At 71.2% G+C, this 16,560-nt stretch carries 15 protein-coding genes and 1 riboswitch; of the genes, 7 read left to right on the forward strand and 8 right to left on the reverse strand.

Features of this window, described 5'->3' with window-relative positions:
• Positions 1–63 precede the first annotated feature (63 nt).
• Positions 64–1,836: an ABC transporter substrate-binding protein gene (locus CHF15_RS19065; protein WP_179279868.1), complete on the reverse strand. Its 1,773-nt coding sequence runs from the start codon at positions 1,834–1,836 to the stop codon at positions 64–66.
• 104 nt (positions 1,837–1,940) lie between these two features.
• Positions 1,941–2,933 carry an ABC transporter permease gene (locus CHF15_RS19070; RefSeq protein WP_089225035.1) on the reverse strand — a complete coding sequence of 331 codons (993 nt, stop codon included), beginning with the start codon at positions 2,931–2,933 and terminating at the stop codon, positions 1,941–1,943.
• Positions 2,934–3,256: 323 nt separating this feature from the next.
• Between CHF15_RS19070 and CHF15_RS19075 the strand changes: the two genes are divergently transcribed.
• Positions 3,257–4,768 carry a DUF885 family protein gene (locus CHF15_RS19075; RefSeq protein WP_089225036.1) on the forward strand — a complete coding sequence of 504 codons (1,512 nt, stop codon included), beginning with the start codon at positions 3,257–3,259 and terminating at the stop codon, positions 4,766–4,768.
• Between the two features lie 185 nt (positions 4,769–4,953).
• Here CHF15_RS19075 and CHF15_RS19080 read toward each other — a convergent pair whose 3' ends face one another.
• Both CHF15_RS19080 and CHF15_RS19085 read right to left on the reverse strand, forming a co-directional pair.
• A complete protein-coding gene (locus tag CHF15_RS19080) occupies positions 4,954–5,739 on the reverse strand; it encodes an enhanced serine sensitivity protein SseB C-terminal domain-containing protein (protein WP_089225037.1) in 786 nt (261 codons plus the stop codon).
• A gap of 77 nt (positions 5,740–5,816) precedes the next feature.
• On the reverse strand, positions 5,817–6,599 hold the full coding sequence (locus tag CHF15_RS19085) for an enhanced serine sensitivity protein SseB (protein ID WP_245938917.1): 783 nt from the start codon (positions 6,597–6,599) through the stop codon (positions 5,817–5,819).
• 183 nt (positions 6,600–6,782) lie between these two features.
• Here CHF15_RS19085 and CHF15_RS19090 point away from each other — a divergent pair, with 183 nt between their 5' ends.
• Entirely contained in the window at positions 6,783–7,541 is a 759-nt protein-coding gene (locus tag CHF15_RS19090; protein WP_089225038.1) for a hypothetical protein, read from the forward strand.
• A gap of 34 nt (positions 7,542–7,575) precedes the next feature.
• On the opposite strand, the gene CHF15_RS19095 is transcribed toward CHF15_RS19090, so the two are convergent.
• Positions 7,576–8,253, reverse strand: coding sequence for an AAA family ATPase (locus tag CHF15_RS19095; protein ID WP_089225039.1), 678 nt, complete (start codon positions 8,251–8,253; stop codon positions 7,576–7,578).
• Positions 8,254–8,426: 173 nt separating this feature from the next.
• Positions 8,427–8,527: riboswitch (glycine riboswitch) on the forward strand.
• A gap of 179 nt (positions 8,528–8,706) precedes the next feature.
• On the opposite strand from CHF15_RS19095, the gene gcvT reads away from it, so the two are divergent.
• From gcvT to CHF15_RS19115, 4 genes are all read left to right on the forward strand, one after another.
• Positions 8,707–9,819, forward strand: a complete 1,113-nt coding sequence (gcvT, locus tag CHF15_RS19100; RefSeq protein WP_089225040.1) for a glycine cleavage system aminomethyltransferase GcvT — start codon at positions 8,707–8,709, stop codon at positions 9,817–9,819.
• An 85-nt stretch (positions 9,820–9,904) separates the two neighbouring features.
• Complete coding sequence (gene gcvH, locus CHF15_RS19105; protein WP_018563431.1) at positions 9,905–10,285, forward strand: glycine cleavage system protein GcvH; 381 nt, start codon at positions 9,905–9,907, stop codon at positions 10,283–10,285.
• Positions 10,286–10,347: 62 nt separating this feature from the next.
• Positions 10,348–11,619 carry a serine hydroxymethyltransferase gene (gene glyA / locus CHF15_RS19110; RefSeq protein WP_089225041.1) on the forward strand — a complete coding sequence of 424 codons (1,272 nt, stop codon included), beginning with the start codon at positions 10,348–10,350 and terminating at the stop codon, positions 11,617–11,619.
• A gap of 154 nt (positions 11,620–11,773) precedes the next feature.
• A complete protein-coding gene (locus CHF15_RS19115; protein ID WP_089225042.1) occupies positions 11,774–13,153 on the forward strand; it encodes an L-serine ammonia-lyase in 1,380 nt (459 codons plus the stop codon).
• 89 nt (positions 13,154–13,242) lie between these two features.
• Here CHF15_RS19115 and CHF15_RS19120 read toward each other — a convergent pair whose 3' ends face one another.
• The 3 genes from CHF15_RS19120 to CHF15_RS19130 form a co-directional block, all read right to left on the reverse strand.
• Complete coding sequence (locus CHF15_RS19120; protein WP_089225043.1) at positions 13,243–13,992, reverse strand: hypothetical protein; 750 nt, start codon at positions 13,990–13,992, stop codon at positions 13,243–13,245.
• 40 nt (positions 13,993–14,032) lie between these two features.
• Positions 14,033–14,818, reverse strand: a complete 786-nt coding sequence (locus tag CHF15_RS19125) for a hypothetical protein (RefSeq protein WP_089225044.1) — start codon at positions 14,816–14,818, stop codon at positions 14,033–14,035.
• A gap of 86 nt (positions 14,819–14,904) precedes the next feature.
• Positions 14,905–15,996, reverse strand: a complete 1,092-nt coding sequence (locus tag CHF15_RS19130; RefSeq protein WP_089225045.1) for a YhgE/Pip domain-containing protein — start codon at positions 15,994–15,996, stop codon at positions 14,905–14,907.
• A 68-nt stretch (positions 15,997–16,064) separates the two neighbouring features.
• On the opposite strand from CHF15_RS19130, the gene CHF15_RS19135 reads away from it, so the two are divergent.
• Entirely contained in the window at positions 16,065–16,517 is a 453-nt protein-coding gene (locus CHF15_RS19135) for a MarR family winged helix-turn-helix transcriptional regulator (protein ID WP_089225046.1), read from the forward strand.
• The last annotated feature ends 43 nt before the right edge of the window (positions 16,518–16,560 follow it).

Raw genomic sequence — 16,560 nt, forward strand, 5'->3', positions numbered from 1 at the left:
GCACGCGGCCATCACCTGCCCTTCGTGCCTAGCGGGTGTGGCACTCGATCGATTCGAGAGTTGTTACTGCACGCCCAGCGAGGCGTAGTCGTAGCGGCCGTTGTACGCGTCGGCCGTGTAGACGTTGGTCAGGCGCGAGCTGCGCCAGATGATGTTCTTCTCGAAGGTGAAGGGCAGGTAGTACGCGCCCTCGGAGACCTTCTGGTTGATCTGCTTGTACACCTCGGCCGCCGCGTTCGCGTCGGTCTGGGTCAGCGCCTGGTCGAACAGGCCGTCGATGGCCTTGTCCTTGATCTCGGCGAAGTTGTTGTTGCCGCTCTCGAGGATGAACCGGCTGTCGACCAGCGGCTGGAGGAAGCCCTGGCCCGACGGGAAGTCGGCGCCCCAGCCCATGATGATGATGCCGTAGCCCTTGGACTTGACCGTCTTCGGGGCACCGATGATGCCGGAGGTCTGCGCACCGTCGAACTCGTCGAGCTCGGTGGTGATGCCGACCTTCTTCAGCGACTCCTGCAGGGACTCGGCCGTGGCGATCTCGATCGGCTTGTTGTTGCGGACCGCGATCGTGGTCTTGAAGCCGTCGGGCTGGCCGCAGGCCTTGAGCTCCTTCTTGGCCTCTTCGACGTTGCCCGTGGTGTCCTTCAGGACGTTGTACGGGTCGTACTTGCCGTCGGCGCCCTTGATGCCCAGCGGGAGCATGTTCGGGGCGATCGCGCCACCGGCCTGCGGGCCGCCGCGGGCGGTCTGCAGCGACTTGTGGTCGGCGGCGAGGATGACCGCCTTGCGGCAGTGGATGTTGTCCATCGGCTTGACCGTGGTCGGGAAGACCGCGTAGCGGATGAAGCCGGTGTCCGGGTTGTCGGCGTTGGCCTTGTTCTTGCCGAGCACCTCGGCGCGCGCGGCCTGGCCGACGCCGGTGGCGTTGAGGTCCAGGTCGTAGTCGCCGTTGATCAGGCGCTTGTCCATGTCGTCGGCGTTGGTGGTCAGGGTGACCGTGATCTTGTCCGGCAGCGCCTTGCGGAGGTCGTCGGTGGACGCGCTCCAGTTGGTGTTGCGGACCAGCACCATCGACTTGTTCGGCGTGTACGACTGGAACTTGTACGGGCCGCTGGAGAACGGCTTGAGGCCGTACTTCGCGGCGGTGTCCTTGGCCGCGGGCACCGGGGAGCCGGACGGCATCGCCAGCATCTGCTCGAAGTCGCTGTTGGGCTTCGGCAGGCGGAAGACGATGGTCTTGTCGTCCGGGGTCTCGATGGACTTCAGACCGAGCTTGTCGGCCGAGGTGTCCTTGTACGGGCCCTTGTACTCACCCTTGGGGTCGAGCACCTGCTGCAGGTAGATCGGGCCGCCGGAGATGACGTCCTGCGCCCAGATGCGCTCGATGCCGTACTTGACGTCCTTGGAGGTCAGCGGGGAGCCGTCCTCCCACTTCAGGCCGTCCTTCAGGGTGTACGTGTAGGTCTTGCCGCCGTCCTCGACCTTCGCGAGGCCGGTCGCGAGGTCCGGCTTCAGCGTGGTGCTGGCGAGACCCGGCTCCGGGGTGAAGGAGACCAGCTGGCGCGTGTAGTACCGGGCGAAGTCCCACATGAAGCCGTAGTAACCGCGCTGCGGGTCCCAGGAGTCGGCGTCCTGCGTGCCGATGAACTTGAGCGTGCCGCCCTTCTTGTCGGACGCGTTCGCCACCTTGTTGACGGCGGCGTTGAATCCGGGGGCCTTGGCGTTGCCGTCGGACTTGCCACCGCCGCCTCCGCCGCAAGCGGCGGTGGACAGCAGCGCGACGACCACGACGGCCGTCCCTGCGGCCAGCCTGCGCCTCGATGAGCGTGGGGATGTCACTTTTTCGTAACCTCCGTGATTCGCGGTCCGCGACTTTCCGCGGACCTGCGGTCCTTCTCGGTGAGAAGCCACCTGACGGGAATGGCAGGGGCGGTGTGCGAGGGCTAGCGGGAGCCCTTCGGGTCCAGCGCATCCCGTACGCCGTCACCGAAGAGGTTGAAGGCGAGCACGGTGACGAAGATGGCCAGACCCGGGATCAGCATGAAGATCGGGTCCGTCTCGTAGAAGGACAGCGCCTTGAAGAGCATCTGTCCCCACGACGAGGTGGGCGGCTTCACGCCGACCCCGAGGAAGCTCAGGGCGGCCTCGGTGAGGATGTTCGTCGGGATCATCAGCGTCGCGTAGACGGTGATCGGGGCGACGAGGTTGGGCAGCAGTTCCCGGAAGAGGATGTAGCCGCGGCCGGCACCGAGGCTGCGGGCCGCGTCGACGTACTCGCGTTCGCGCAGGCTCAGGGTCTGGCCGCGGACGATGCGGCCGACGTACGGCCACCCGAAGAACCCGATCACGACCACCAGGACGCCCATGCGCACGCCGGTGCCGCTGAAGCCCAGCAGCGAGTTGGGCATGACCGAGACCAGGGACATGATGAACAGCAGCTGGGGGAAGGCCAGGAGGACGTCCATGACACGGCCGATGGCGGCGTCGACCCAGCCGCCGAAGTAGCCGGCCATGATGCCGAAGAAGGTGCCGAGGACGACCGCGACGATCGCCGACAGGAAGGCCACCAGCAGGGAGATCCGCGTGCCGTAGACGATGCGGCTGAAGACGTCGCGGCCGTTGACGGGCTCCACGCCGAAGAGGTAATCCCCGCTGATGCCGCCCCACTTGCCGGTGGGGGTGCCGAAGAGCGGGTCGATCTTGTCCTCGTGGAAGTCGTTCGGCGGGTGCCCGAGGGCGCTGACGATGAGGGGGGCGAAGATCGCGACCAGGATGAGGAAGACGACGATCACGCCGCCTGCCAGCGCCACCTTGTCGCGCTTGAGGCGCATCCATGCGATACGCCCGGGCGAACGCCCCTCGATCGCCTTCGCGGGTATGTCGGCGGCGACGTCGGCGACGGTCGTCTCGGCGGTGTCGTGCAGCGGTGCTGTCATGTCTCCTCGTGCATCCCCCTGCCGGCGGTGGCCGGCTTCGCCTGGCCGTCCGCCCGGGTCGACGGAGCGGACCGACCATGTCGGGCGCAGCTCTTGATGGTGGTGCGGTGGCGCTGGGCTGTGTGTTTGGCTGGTGATGAATCGTTAAGGCGACGCGTGCAGCGCCTTGGTGCGCGAGTCTTCATGGGGCGTGGATCACGCGCCAGACCCCGCAGGGAAGCGATGCGCAACCGTGATGTGGTGAACCTTCGTCCGTTATTACCGCAGTGTTACGCGCGTTGACAGATCGCCGCGAGGCAACGGGAGTCGCTACCTTCGATGCCATGAATGATCGGCTTCGCTCGGTGTGCGACCTGATGGTCCCCGTGGTCAGGGAGATGGCGGGACTCCACGAGTACGACGGCCAGCTGCAGGACCTGTCACCCGACGGCGTCCGCCGCGGACTGTCCTCGCTCGCCCACGCCCGGCTCCGCGAACCGGCCCTTGCCGACCCCCACGACGAACGGCACCTTTCGGTCTTCGAGGACACCCTCAAGGTCCAGTACGGCGAGCTGGAACTGCACCGGCGCGACCCATATCCGCATTTGTCCAATCTCGAACTCACCGCCTACGACCGCGAGTACGCGCCCCGCGAGGAACTCTCCGAGGCCCGCAGACGCCACCTCCAGCAGTGGCCGGACGCGGTCGACGCGGCCATCGCGTCGCTCGACCGGGTGAGTGCGCCGGTCGCCGGGGCACTCCTCGGAGCGGTCCGCGGCCTCGCCGCCGACCTCGACCGGGAAACCGAGCCGGAGGCGGGTCCCGCGCTCGCCGCGCACTCCCGCCTGGTCGACCACATCGCCCGCGCCGCCGAGACCGGCGACCCCGATCCCCGGCTCGGCGGGGAGGCGCTGGCGCTGCTGATGGGCAGTCAGGAGGGCCTGCGGGTGGACCTGTCGGCGCTCGCCGACGAGGCCGAACGCGAGCGGGACCGGCTCACCGCGCTCCTCACCGAGTCCTGCGGACGGCTGGACCCGAAGTCCACCGTGGACGAGCTCATCCCGCGACTGCTCGCCGACCACCCGGACGCCGACGGGGTCATCCCCGAGGCGGCCCGGCTCACCGAGGAGGTCATCGACTTCACCCGCCGGCGGGGGCTCGTGCCCTGGCTCGACGGCGACTGCCTCGTGGGGCCGGCGCCGCCGTCGCGCCGCTGGTCCATGGCGATGATGACCTGGGCCGCACCGGAGGAGGCCGACTCCGCCTCCTGGTACCACGTCACCCCGCCGGAGCCGGACTGGCCGGAGGAGGAACGCGAGGAGTGGCTCTCGGTCTTCAGCCGCACGAGCCTGCCGGCGATCACCGTCCACGAGGTGGCGCCCGGCCATTTCGCCCACGGCCGGGCATTGCGGCACGCACCCACGCAGGTACGGCGTGTCCTGCACTCGCTGTCCTTCTGCGAGGGCTGGGCGCACTACGTCGAGGAGGTCTGCCTCGAGGAGGGCTTCCGCTCGCGCGACCCCCGCTTCGCGATCGGCGTGGCCCTGGAGGCGCTCGTACGCGTCACCCGGCTCGCGTGCGCGATCGGACTGCACACGGGGGCGATGACGCTGGAGGAGGCGACACAGCGGTTCATGCGCGACGCCCACCTCGCACGGGCCGGCGCGGCCTCCGAGGCCCGGCGCGGCACCTTCGACGCGGCGTACGGGCGGTACACCTGGGGCAAGCTGGAGATCATGCGGCTGCGTGAGCGCGCCCGGCTCGCCTGGGGGCAGGAGTTCTCGCTGCAGCGGTTCCACGGCGCACTGCTGGAGTTGGGGAGCCCGCCGCTGGGGCTCATCGACGCGGTCCTGTGACGGGCGGCCCCTCGCGGGGCCCTCGCCGCGATGCGTGGACGAGTGCGGGTCCGCCGCGCCCGCGGCGGGCTGTCTCCCACCCTCCCGCCCGTCACCGCCCGCGCTGCGTGAACGCGGGGCGAGAACCGGCCGCAGCCGCCGACGGCGCCGCACGCGGGGCGGGCGGGAAAAGCCCGCCGGAGGCCTCAGTAGGGCTGCGGGGCCCAGCCGTACGTCGCCCCGGGTGCACCCGGCGCACCTGGCGCGCCGTGGGCGTCGCGGGAGTAGAAGGGCTGCGCCGAGGCCCGCATCCACATGCCGACCGGGTCGTACTCGTCCGTGAGCGCGACCGTGGCGACCGGCAGCCCCTGCGGCACCGCCCCGAGGGCGGACTGCATCATCAGGCGCACGGTCTCCACCGCCTGGGGCCCGGCGTCGTAGAGGTCGACGCCGATCGCCAGGTACGGCTCGCCCAGCGCGGGCTGCACCCAGGCGCGCCGCAGCGAGCGGACGGCCGGGGTGCGATGGGCCTGCTGGGTCAACAGGGCGTAGTACTGGGGGATCTGGAGCGCGGGCTCGCCGATCCGCAGCGGTCCGGCCGGGGAACGGTCGAGGCCGAGGCAGACGCGCCGCAGGTCGAGCCAGGGGATGCCGATTCCGCCGCCGGGGGCGTGCGGGTTGAGCCACAGTCCCCAGCGGTCGGGGAAGAGCGATGCCGCGATCTCGCGACCGGACACCACCTCGTGGGCCCGGTTCCAGCCGCAGGCGGTGAACTCCTGCGGTGAGGTCACACAGGGCGCGTAGCCGTGGCCGGCGACCTCCATGTTGCCGTACTGCGCGTCCGCGCCGCCGGGGGTGCCCTGCCAGAGCAGCATCCACACCTGGCTGTCGGCGAGGGCCCGCAGCACCTCCTCGTAGGCGTCGTACCTACCGGGCGTCACCTGCCGGAGCGCATGCTCCAGCCCCCCGCCCCCTCCCACGCCGGCGCTCACGTGTCCCGCCCTTCCGCGTCTGCCTTGTCCGCGTCGTCTGCTTCGCCGAATGCCTCGGGTGTCGTGCCGGACCCAGGTTATGCGCCCGTGCCGACATAGAAGGGTCGCACGCGCTCCAGCATCCAGTCGCCGATGGGGTCCTGTGCGACGTCCAGCAGCACCAGATTGACCTGCCAGGGCAGCGGTACGGCGCCGAGTGCGCGCCCGAGGGCGGCCATGGCGGCGGCCCGGTCCTCCTCCTGCCAGCGGTCGAGTTCGACTCCGACGAAGAGCGTGGCGGGGTCGCCCTCGACGCTGGCCAGCGCGCGGCGGGCGGAGAGCACGACGGGGGTGACGGCGAACTCGCCCGCCGCGACGGCCAGGAAGTCGACCGGCTCCTCGTCCGGCGAGGGTTCCCACAGCCGGACCCGGGCGCCGCTCGGGGTGCCGGGCTCGCGGTCGGTGCGGCACAGCTCCATCACCGCTGCGGGCGGCAGCGGAAGGCCCACCGCGCCCCCGGGGTTCACGGCGATCCCGAGCTGCGGGGGCAGCCCGCGGGCGAACTCGCGGGCGGGGGCGACGGCGAAGCTCATGCCGGAACCGGCGGCGAGGAACTGCTGTTCGGAGCTGAAGACCGGAACGTAGACGCCGCCTTCGAGTTCGAGGGTCGGCAGGTCGAGGTCGGTGCTCTCGGGACCGCCGCCGTTCGGCAGCGGAATCCACAACTGCGAGCGCCCGAGCACCTCCAGGACGCGGGCCGTGGCACCCGGATCGCCGAGTGCCGCGGAGAGCACTTCCTCGAGCTCGTTGGCGGGCCAGCCGCCGGCACCGTGGACCGACGGAGCGAAGCCGTCCGTTATCCGCTGCCCCGGGATGTTCACTGCGTCTCGCCTCGCAATTTGCCGTGGTGGTGCGCTCCGTGGAAACCCTATCCGGCGCGGGGCGCGAGCGACCCCCGCACCTCGTATACGTCACATAACGCGATCGTCCGGTTGCGAAGCGTCACTACGGCTCCGAAGGTAGGACGAGCAAGGAGAAAACCCTCAACCGGGAGATATCTCGACATGCGCATCACCAGGATCAACTCCACCCTCATAGCGGCGGCCGTGTGCGCCGCGCTGACGATGGGCCTCACCGGCGGTGTCGCGAGTGCCCAGGCCCCCACCCGGAGCACGGCCGTCGAGGTCGAGCACCTCGCCGCCCGGGCGGCGGAGACGGGCAACGCCGAACTCATCGCCAAGTTGGGTGACACGCTGTCCATCGGGGCCAAGCTCACCCAGGAAGCCCAGATCGAAAGCCCGGACTCGGCGAAGCTGGAGGAACTCCGCAGGGGTCTGGAGGAGGCGAGCCGACAGCTGGCCTCGGTCCTCGACCAGGCTGGTGCGGTATCTCCCGGCGTCACCGACCCGTCGGCCTTCGATCCGGGCGCGCCACAACCGGGCCTGGAGCCAGGGGATCTCGGCCAGCCGGGTGACCAGGGCGCCATCGACCAGGGCGCCATCGACCAGATCGGCGGTCCGGGCGACCAGGGTGCCGCGGACGCCGTCACCGACGTCAAGAACGCGCTCACCAAGCTGGTCCAGGACGTCACGGACCTGCTGGCCAAGGTGGTCGCGAAGGACCTCGCGGGTGTGACGGCCGGTGTCGCCACCGTCGTCGCCGACCTGCAGGCCCTGCTGCTGGCGGTGCCGAAGCTGCTCACCGGCGCGCTGCCGCTGCCGCTTCCGCTCCCGCTGCCGCTCCCTCTGAACGACCAGGGGGAGCAGCTGCCGCCCGAGGCGCAGATCGCGCCGCAGGCCCAGGAGGACCTCCAGGGTCAGTAGCAGTACCGCCCCTCACGCGACGCGGCCCGGCCGCTCAGCCGTCGAAGTCGATGGCCTCGAGCTCCCGGGCCGCTTCGCGGTCCAGCAGCACCACCGAGGCGCACACCCCGGGAAGCCGGCCGGCCTCCGCCTCGGCGAGCAGCCGGCGGGAGGCGTTGCGGTGCCGGGCCATGGCGTACGCCGACACTCCCCTGCCGCGTTCGCGCTGACCGTCCAGAGCGGTCCGCACGGGGACGTCGAGCAGCACCAGGTGCATGCCCCGCCCCCGGCGCCGCGCCTGACGGGCGACCCAGGCGCGCACCCAGCGCAGGGTGCCGCAGTCGTGCACGACGACACTGTCGCCGGAGCGCAGCGCCTGCCACAGCCCGGCGTAGTGCGCGATCCGCACCAGGGGGCGGTAGAGGGCGTACGGCAGCAGCCGCGGCAGCCGGGCCTGCCAGCGCTCCCTCACGTCCTGCGAGTCGATCAGGCGGGCCCCGCCCTTCGCGCGCCGCATGAGGGTGCTCTTGCCGCCGCCCGGAAGGCCGGAGACGACCAGGACGTCACCCGCCGGGTAGCGCAGGGTGCGCACCGGCCGGCGCCCCCGCCGCAGATCGAGCAGCCGGCGCGGCCGCACGGCGCGGCCCCCACGGCGCGCCTCCCCGGCCCGCGCCGGTACCGGCCGGGACACGGCCGGGCCCCCGGCCGTCGCATACGCACTCTGCCACCGCACAGTTCGCCCTCCGGGTCCGACGTTCAAGAAATGGTAAATCCTGTGTCTTTGCCTACCCAGAGAAACGGCGGCGTTACAACCGGATCGGAACCGGACCGGGACATCCGGGACTCGATCGCGACAACGGCGGGCGCCCGTGCAATGATGGCGGCCTCAATCACATATCGGCCGTTCGAGGCCGCGCGGGAGAGCTTCCGCACCGCTGCGGCGGGCGGGACGCCGAAGGAGCAAGTCCTCCCTTGAATCTCTCAGGCACAGATACCGCGCGTTCGAGGCACATCTGAAAAGCGGGCGAGCCCTCCCGGCGACGGGGGCGCCGCCCCACCCAAGGTGCAAACCAGGACTCCTCCGACCGGAGGGTCCAGGTGAACCTCTCAGGTTCCGATGACAGATGGGGAGGACCTGCCCCGTCATCGCCCTGTCTGTCCCTTCCTCGCCTTGGGAGCCCGCCCGATGAGTGAACCCCGCCGTACCGCACTGGACGCGCTGCACCGCGCCCTCGGCGCCACCATGACCGACTTCGCGGGCTGGGACATGCCGCTGCGGTACGCCAGCGAGCGCGACGAGCACACCGCCGTGCGGACCCGGGCCGGTCTGTTCGACCTGTCCCACATGGGCGAGATCACGGTCACCGGTCCGGCCGCGGGCGAGGCGCTGGACCACGCGCTGGTCGGCCACATCTCGGCGCTGGCCGTGGGCCGTGCCCGCTACACGATGATCTGCGCCCCCGACGGCGGCATCCTCGACGACCTGATCGTCTACCGCCTCGGCGACGAGGAGTACATGGTCGTCGCCAACGCCTCCAACGCCCAGGTCGTCCTCGACGCGGTCACCGAACGCGCCGCCGGCTTCGACGCCGCGGTCCGCGACGACCGGGACGCCTACGCGCTGCTCGCCGTCCAGGGCCCGAACTCCCCCGCCATCCTCAAGTCGGTCACCGACGCCGACCTGGACGGGCTGAAGTACTACGCGGGCCTGCCCGGCACCGTGGCCGGGGTCCCCGCGCTGATCGCCCGCACGGGCTACACCGGCGAGGACGGCTTCGAGCTCTTCGTCGCCCCGGCCGACGCGGAGAAGCTGTGGCAGGCGCTGACCGAGGCGGGCGCGGACGCCGGCCTGGTGCCGTGCGGCCTGTCCTGCCGGGACACGCTGCGCCTGGAGGCGGGCATGCCGCTGTACGGGCACGAGCTGACCACCGCGCTCACCCCCTTCGACGCCGGGCTCGGCAGGGTCGTGAAGTTCGACAAGCCGGGTGACTTCGTGGGCCGCGAGGCGCTGACCGCGGCCGCCGCCAAGGCCGAGGCCACGCCGCCGCGCAAGCTGGTCGGCCTGGTCGCCGAGGGCCGCCGCGTCCCCCGGGCGGGCTACCCCGTGGTGGCGGGCGGCGAGGTGGTCGGCGAGGTCACCTCCGGCGCCCCGTCCCCGACCCTGGGCAAGCCGATCGCCATGGCGTACGTGGACGCCGCGCACGCCGCGCCGGGCTCCCTTGGTGTGGGCGTGGACATCCGCGGTACGCATGAGCCGTACGAGGTGGTGGCCCTGCCGTTCTACAAGCGGCAGCGCTGAGGTCCCGGTCACATCCGGCACAGCCGTCCCACCTGTCAAGACAGCCGTTCACCAGCACATACCTGCATCCAGGAGAATTCACGCCATGAGCAACCCCCAGCAGCTGCGGTACAGCAAGGAGCACGAGTGGGTCTCGGCCGCCGACGCGGACGGCGTGTCCTCGGTGGGCATCACCGAGCACGCGGCGAACGCCCTCGGCGACGTCGTCTACGTCCAGCTCCCGGCGGTGGGCGACACGGTCGCCGCGGGTGAGACCTGCGGTGAGCTGGAGTCGACCAAGTCGGTCAGCGACCTGTACGCCCCGGTCTCCGGCGAGGTCACCGAGGTCAACGAGGACGTCGTCAACGACCCCTCGCTGGTGAACTCGGCGGCCTTCGAGGGCGGCTGGCTGTTCAAGGTGAAGATCTCCGAGGAGCCGGGCGACCTGCTCTCCGCGGACGAGTACACCGCCTTCACCGGCAGCTGACCGCCCGAGCCCTGCCGCCGCTCCGCCCTGTCCACTCCGACCTCCGGACGGATGACCCCCTGATGTCGCTTCTCAACAGCTCACTGCACGAGCTCGACCCCGACGTCGCCGCCGCCGTCGACGCCGAACTGCACCGCCAGCAGTCCACCCTTGAGATGATCGCCTCGGAGAACTTCGCTCCGGTCGCGGTGCTCCAGGCCCAGGGCTCGGTGCTGACCAACAAGTACGCCGAGGGCTACCCCGGCCGCCGCTACTACGGCGGTTGCGAGCACGTCGACGTCGTCGAGCAGCTCGCGATCGACCGGATCAAGGCGCTCTTCGGCGCCGAGCACGCCAACGTCCAGCCGCACTCGGGCGCGCAGGCCAACGCGGCCGCGATGTTCGCGCTGCTGAACCCCGGCGACACGATCCTGGGTCTGAACCTCGCCCATGGCGGGCACCTGACCCACGGCATGAAGATCAACTTCTCCGGCAAGCTCTACAACGTGGTCGCCTACCACGTGGACCAGGAGACCGGGCAGGTCGACATGGCCGAGGTCGAGCGCCTGGCCAAGGAGTCCCGCCCGAAGCTGATCATCGCCGGCTGGTCGGCGTACCCGCGGCAGCTGGACTTCGCGGCCTTCCGGCGGATCGCCGACGAGGTCGGCGCGTACCTGATGGTCGACATGGCGCACTTCGCCGGTCTGGTGGCGGCGGGGCTGCACCCCTCCCCCGTGCCGTACGCGGACGTCGTCACCACGACCACGCACAAGACGCTGGGCGGCCCGCGCGGCGGCGTCATCCTGTCCAAGGCCGAGCTCGCCAAGAAGATCAACTCGGCGGTCTTCCCCGGCCAGCAGGGCGGCCCGCTGGAGCACGTCATCGCGGCGAAGGCGGTCGCCTTCAAGGTGGCGGCGAGCGAGGAGTTCAAGGACCGCCAGGTCCGCACCCTGGAGGGCGCGAAGATCCTCGCCGAGCGGCTGACGCAGGACGACGTCACCGCGGCCGGGGTCTCGGTGCTGTCCGGCGGCACCGACGTCCACCTGGTCCTGGTGGACCTGCGCGACAGCGAGCTCGACGGGCAGCAGGCCGAGGACCGGCTGCACGAGATCGGGATCACGGTCAACCGCAACGCGGTCCCGAACGACCCGCGCCCGCCGATGGTCACCTCCGGCCTGCGCATCGGCACCCCGGCGCTGGCCACCCGCGGCTTCGGCACCGAGGACTTCCACGAGGTCGCCGACGTCATCGCCGAGGCCCTCAAGCCGGGCTTCGACGCGGAGACCGCCAAGGCGCTCGGCGCCCGGGTCACCGCCCTGGCCGACAAGCACCCGCTGTACCCCGGCCTGAAGTAGCGAGCGTCACCCGGTGTGCGGGACCGTCCGCGTGGACGGTCCCGCACACTGGAGCGAGTGCGGCGCACCCACGCCGCTCACGTACCACTCCGGCGGCGACCCCGCCGGCCGCCCGCGGACAACGGGGTCCGCGAATCCGAGGAGTCATCGCACCGTGGCCATCTCCGTCTTCGACCTCTTCTCGATCGGCATAGGCCCGTCCAGTTCCCACACGGTGGGCCCGATGCGCGCCGCGCGGATGTTCGCCCAGCGGCTGAAGAACGACGACCTGCTGGCGGGTGTCGCCTCCGTGCGCGCCGAACTCTTCGGCTCGCTCGGCGCGACCGGCCACGGCCACGGCACCCCCAAGGCGGTGCTGCTGGGCCTGGAGGGGCACTCCCCGCGCACCGTCGACGTCGACACCGCCGACGAGCGGGTCGAGCACATCCGCAGCAGCGGCCGCATCAGCCTGCTCGGCGCCCACGACATCCCGTTCTCCGCCGACGACCTGGTCCTGCACCGGCGCCGCTCGCTGCCGTACCACGCCAACGGCATGACGCTCTTCGCGTACGACGAGACCGGCGCGCCCGTGCTGGAGAAGACCTACTACTCGGTGGGCGGCGGCTTCGTCGTCGACGAGGACGCGGTCGGCGAGGACCGCATCAAGCTCGACGACACCGTGCTGAAGTACCCCTTCCGCACCGGCGACGAGCTGCTGCGGCTCACCCGGGAGACCGGGCTGTCCATCTCCGGCCTGATGCTGGAGAACGAGAAGGCCTGGCGCACCGAGGCGGAGATCCGCACGGGCCTGCTGGAGATCTGGCGCGTCATGCAGGACTGCGTGCGGGCCGGGCTGACCCGCGAGGGAATCCTCCCCGGCGGCCTCAAGGTCCGCCGCCGCGCCTCCGCCACCGCCCGCCAGCTGCGCGCCGAGGGCAACCTGGCGGCGCACGCCATGGAGTGGGTCACCCTGTACGCCATGGCCGTCAACGAGGAGAACGCCGCGGGCGGCCGTGTCGTCACCGCCCCCACCAACGGCGCCGCCGGCATCATCCCTGCCGTCCTGCACTACTACGTGAACTTCGTGGCCGGGCAGTCGTCGGAGGCCGAGAGGGAGGACGGCGTCGTCCGCTTCCTGCTCGCGGCGGGCGCGATCGGCATGCTGTTCAAGGAGAACGCCTCCATCTCCGGCGCCGAGGTCGGCTGCCAGGGCGAGGTCGGCTCCGCCTGCTCCATGGCCGCGGGCGGCCTCGCCGAGGTCCTCGGCGGCGGCCCGGAGAAGGTCGAGAACGCCGCGGAGATCGGCATGGAGCACAACCTCGGCCTCACCTGCGACCCCGTCGGCGGGCTCGTCCAGATCCCCTGCATCGAGCGCAACGGGATGGCCGCGGTCAAGGCCGTCACCGCCGCGCGCATGGCGATGCGCGGGGACGGGCGGCACCACGTCTCCCTCGACAAGGTCATCAAGACCATGAAGGAGACCGGGGCCGACATGAAGGTCAAGTACAAGGAGACGGCGCGGGGCGGCCTCGCGGTCAACGTCATCGAGTGCTGACCGGGCGGGCCCCCGCCGGCCCGCCCGGCGGCCTGCCGTCGCCCGGGCGGAACCGGCGAGTTGGCGCCCCGAGCCCGGCCACGGAGGGGTCAGTCGGCCGCCGGCCGCACGCCGTCGGTGTCCGTGACCTCGTACACGTCGATCCGGAGCACGTGGCGCACGGCTACGGGCACACGTCGGGCTGCACGGAGACCGGAGGTGGGCACGACGAGGGCGTAGCGCGTGGTCTCGGAGGTATCGGTCATCCTCCTCAGCAGCTGCCCGTAGGCGATGTCGGCGTCGACGCCCGGCTCCTTGGTGCGGCCCTTCGCCTCTCCCACGATCCGCCGGCCGTCCCGCACGGCCTCGATGTCGGTGTGGTGGTCGGTCGGCAGCACGGCCGTCCACCCTCGGGAGATCAACCAGCGGCGGAAGACGGCCACCACGCGGTCCTCGTCGGTCGTCAGGCGGTGCTCCGCCGTGGCGAGGAGCCTGCGGAGCACGGCGAGGTCCGCCTCGCGGACCCGGAGCAACCGCCCCCGAGAGTCGGCCGCCAGGTCCGCCGGTCGAATGACCAGCAGTTCCAGGCCGTTCGCCGGAATCAGCGCCTCGCGGCGCGCGTCGTACAGGGCCTCGGGCTTGTCGAAGAAGGTGACCGGCCGGTCGTGCTGGATCTCCCGGTACTCCACCACCAGTCCGTGGCCCGGCCAGCAGGAATCGACCGGCAAGCGTGCTCTGCGGCCCGACGGGCTCGGATCACCCACGAGCCAATCGAAACGGCGCTGCCGCTCGCCTCGCTCGGCCAACACCTCGTCGCACAGGTCGAGTACGTACGCCTCGTCGCTGTCCTGCCTCCCCATGCCCGCATGATGCCAGGCACCACCGGACCGGGACTCCGCGTCAGCGGTACGTGAGCGCGGCCCACGCGGCTGTCGCGACGACCGCGAGGGCGTAGCAGGCGGTGGCGGCGCGGAGGATGCGCGTGGTCGCCGGGGCGGTCAGACGGGTGCGGGACAGGAGCAGGGCGAGGGCGGGGAGGACGAGGACGGCGTGCAGGCTCACGCCGTGCAGGGGCTTGAGGGGGGCCGTGGAGGCGTAGGCGGCGGCCTGGTGGCCGGTCCGGGTGAGATGGACGCCGCGGGCGATCATGGCGGCGCCGGAGAGCAGGCCGACGAGCAGGATCGCGAAGCCGGCGCGCAGGGCGAGGGGCATGCCGGCGGGGCCGGCGGGCCGGCGCCGGAAGGACACGAGGGCGAAGGCCGACAGGACGGCGACGAGGACGCCGCCGCCGACCGCGAGGGTCATGGAGACCGCGGTGTCGAAGCCGGTCTCCATGTCGAGGTGCGACGGCACGCGCCGCCAGGCCTGCAGGGTGATGCCGGCGACCTCGACGACGCAGTCGGCGGCGAACACGGCCAGCAGCAGGGTGCGCAGGCGCGCGCCGATCTCCAGGTACGAGGTGACCCAGGCGACCGCGACGAGGGTCAGGCCGAAGGAGAGCCCGAAGGTCGCGGGCTTGCGCCAGGACACCGGGCCGTCCCAGGGGCCGCCGTCCACCGCGAGGACGGCGAGGTGGAACAGGCCCGAGAGGATCAGCACGGCGCCGGTCGCGTGGCACAGGCGGTCTGCCGTGCGGGGGCCGCCGAGGGTCCGTCCCGGGGCCGCGGGGGTGGTGGTCGTCGCCATGGCCCCAGGCTGCCGTGGGTGGCGCGGCCGGTCGTCGTCCGGGGGGGGAGGCCGGCCGGCTGCTCCCCCGGGAGCAGCCGTCCCCGTCAGCGGGTGGCCGCGTGCACGATCCCCGAGGTCGCCGCGATGCGGTCGAGCAGGAACATGGTGCCGACGCTCGCCACGATCCAGCTGCAGAGGATGACGATCCCGCGGGTCAGGCCGTCGTGGTGGAAGTAGGCGACTCCGTCCATGGCGCGGACGCCGACCCCGGCCGGCATGACGGAGGTCAGTGGCTCCAGCCAGCCCGGGAGGAAGTACGGCGGGAGGACGCCGCCACTGGTGGCGTTCCCGATGATGAGCATGAAGATGGAGCCCAGGAGCACCCCGGCCGGGCCGAAGACGCGGATGAGCGCGACGGTGGCGGCGGCCACCGCGCCGGCCATGAGGGTGACGACGCCGAAGATCCCGAAGAAGGAACCGGGTATCGCGCCGAAGGCCGTACTGGCGATGAGAGTGGTGGCCAGGCCGCCGAGGACGGCGAAGAGACCGATGCTCAGGACGCGCTGGTTGAAGGAGAGCCGTGGTGCGACCTGGTAGGTGAGCTGGCCGAACAGGAAACCTGCCAGGATCAGCCCGAAGGAGGCGTAGAAGACCGACAGCCCTCTGCTGTCACCGGACGACAGCGGCAGGATGTCGACCACGGGGATCTTGTGGCTCTCGCCGTGCGGAACGGACGCCAGGGGGGTGAGCAGAGCGGACACCGCCGGGCCGTTCGCGCCGGCGTAGACGACCTTGGGCTTGCCGCCCTCGGACAGATAGGCCGCGTAGGCCTCCCGGTGCTCCACGGCGTGCCGGGCCGAGGCCGCGTCGGGATACCGGTCGACCTGGAATGCCTCGGGCGCGATGCGCTGGAGGCGGACGTCGAACAGGGCCGCCGAGTGGTCCGAGGCGACGACGGCCACCGGCAGCCGGTGCGCCGTGGGCGTGTGGAAGGCGGCCAGGAAGACGCTCACAAAGGAGAGCCCGACGACGAGCACCGTGATCACCGGGGTGATCACGGCCTTGGGGCCGGTCAGTCCCACCCGGGCGGGCGGTGCGTCGGTCTGCGGTCCCGGGACGTGCCGGTGCCGGTGCCGGTGGTGCGACGGAGGCTCGTCCGCGGGGGGCTGCGCATCGGTGATGATCACGGTGTCCACCAGGGAGGATCCCTCCTATAATGTAAGCTGACTTATATAAGTTAACAGACAAAAGGAAGGCATCCGGTATGCCCCCGCGCGAACCCCGCGAGCACATCGGCTATCTGATCTGGCAGCTCTCGCAGGCTTACGCGATCCGCATCGAGCAGGCGATGCGCCCGCTCCGACTGACCCAGGCGCAGTTCAGCGCCCTCATGCACCTGAGCACCTACGGGGCCATGTCGAGCGCCGAACTGGCGCGCCGATGCGGGGTCACACCGCAGTCCATGGGCACCGCCGTCCAGGGGCTGACCGAGCGCGGACTGGTGGAGCGGCGGGCCCATCCGACGCACGGCCGGATCATCGAGATCAGCGCCACCCCGCAGGGCGAGGAGCTGGCGGTCCGCGCCGAACAGGCCATCGCCCCCGCCGAGGAGGAGGCCCTCTCCCCCTTTGGCGCTCAGGAGCGGGCACGCGTCCGGGCCGACCTGCAGCGCATGCTGGCGACCCTGAACCCGCACACCCTTCCGTCGGGTGATTGAACTCTCATTAGTTTACCTTTCAACGAAAGTTCCGCCGTCACCG

Source organism: Actinacidiphila glaucinigra, from assembly GCF_900188405.1.
In the GTDB taxonomy this organism is placed as follows: domain Bacteria; phylum Actinomycetota; class Actinomycetes; order Streptomycetales; family Streptomycetaceae; genus Actinacidiphila; species Actinacidiphila glaucinigra.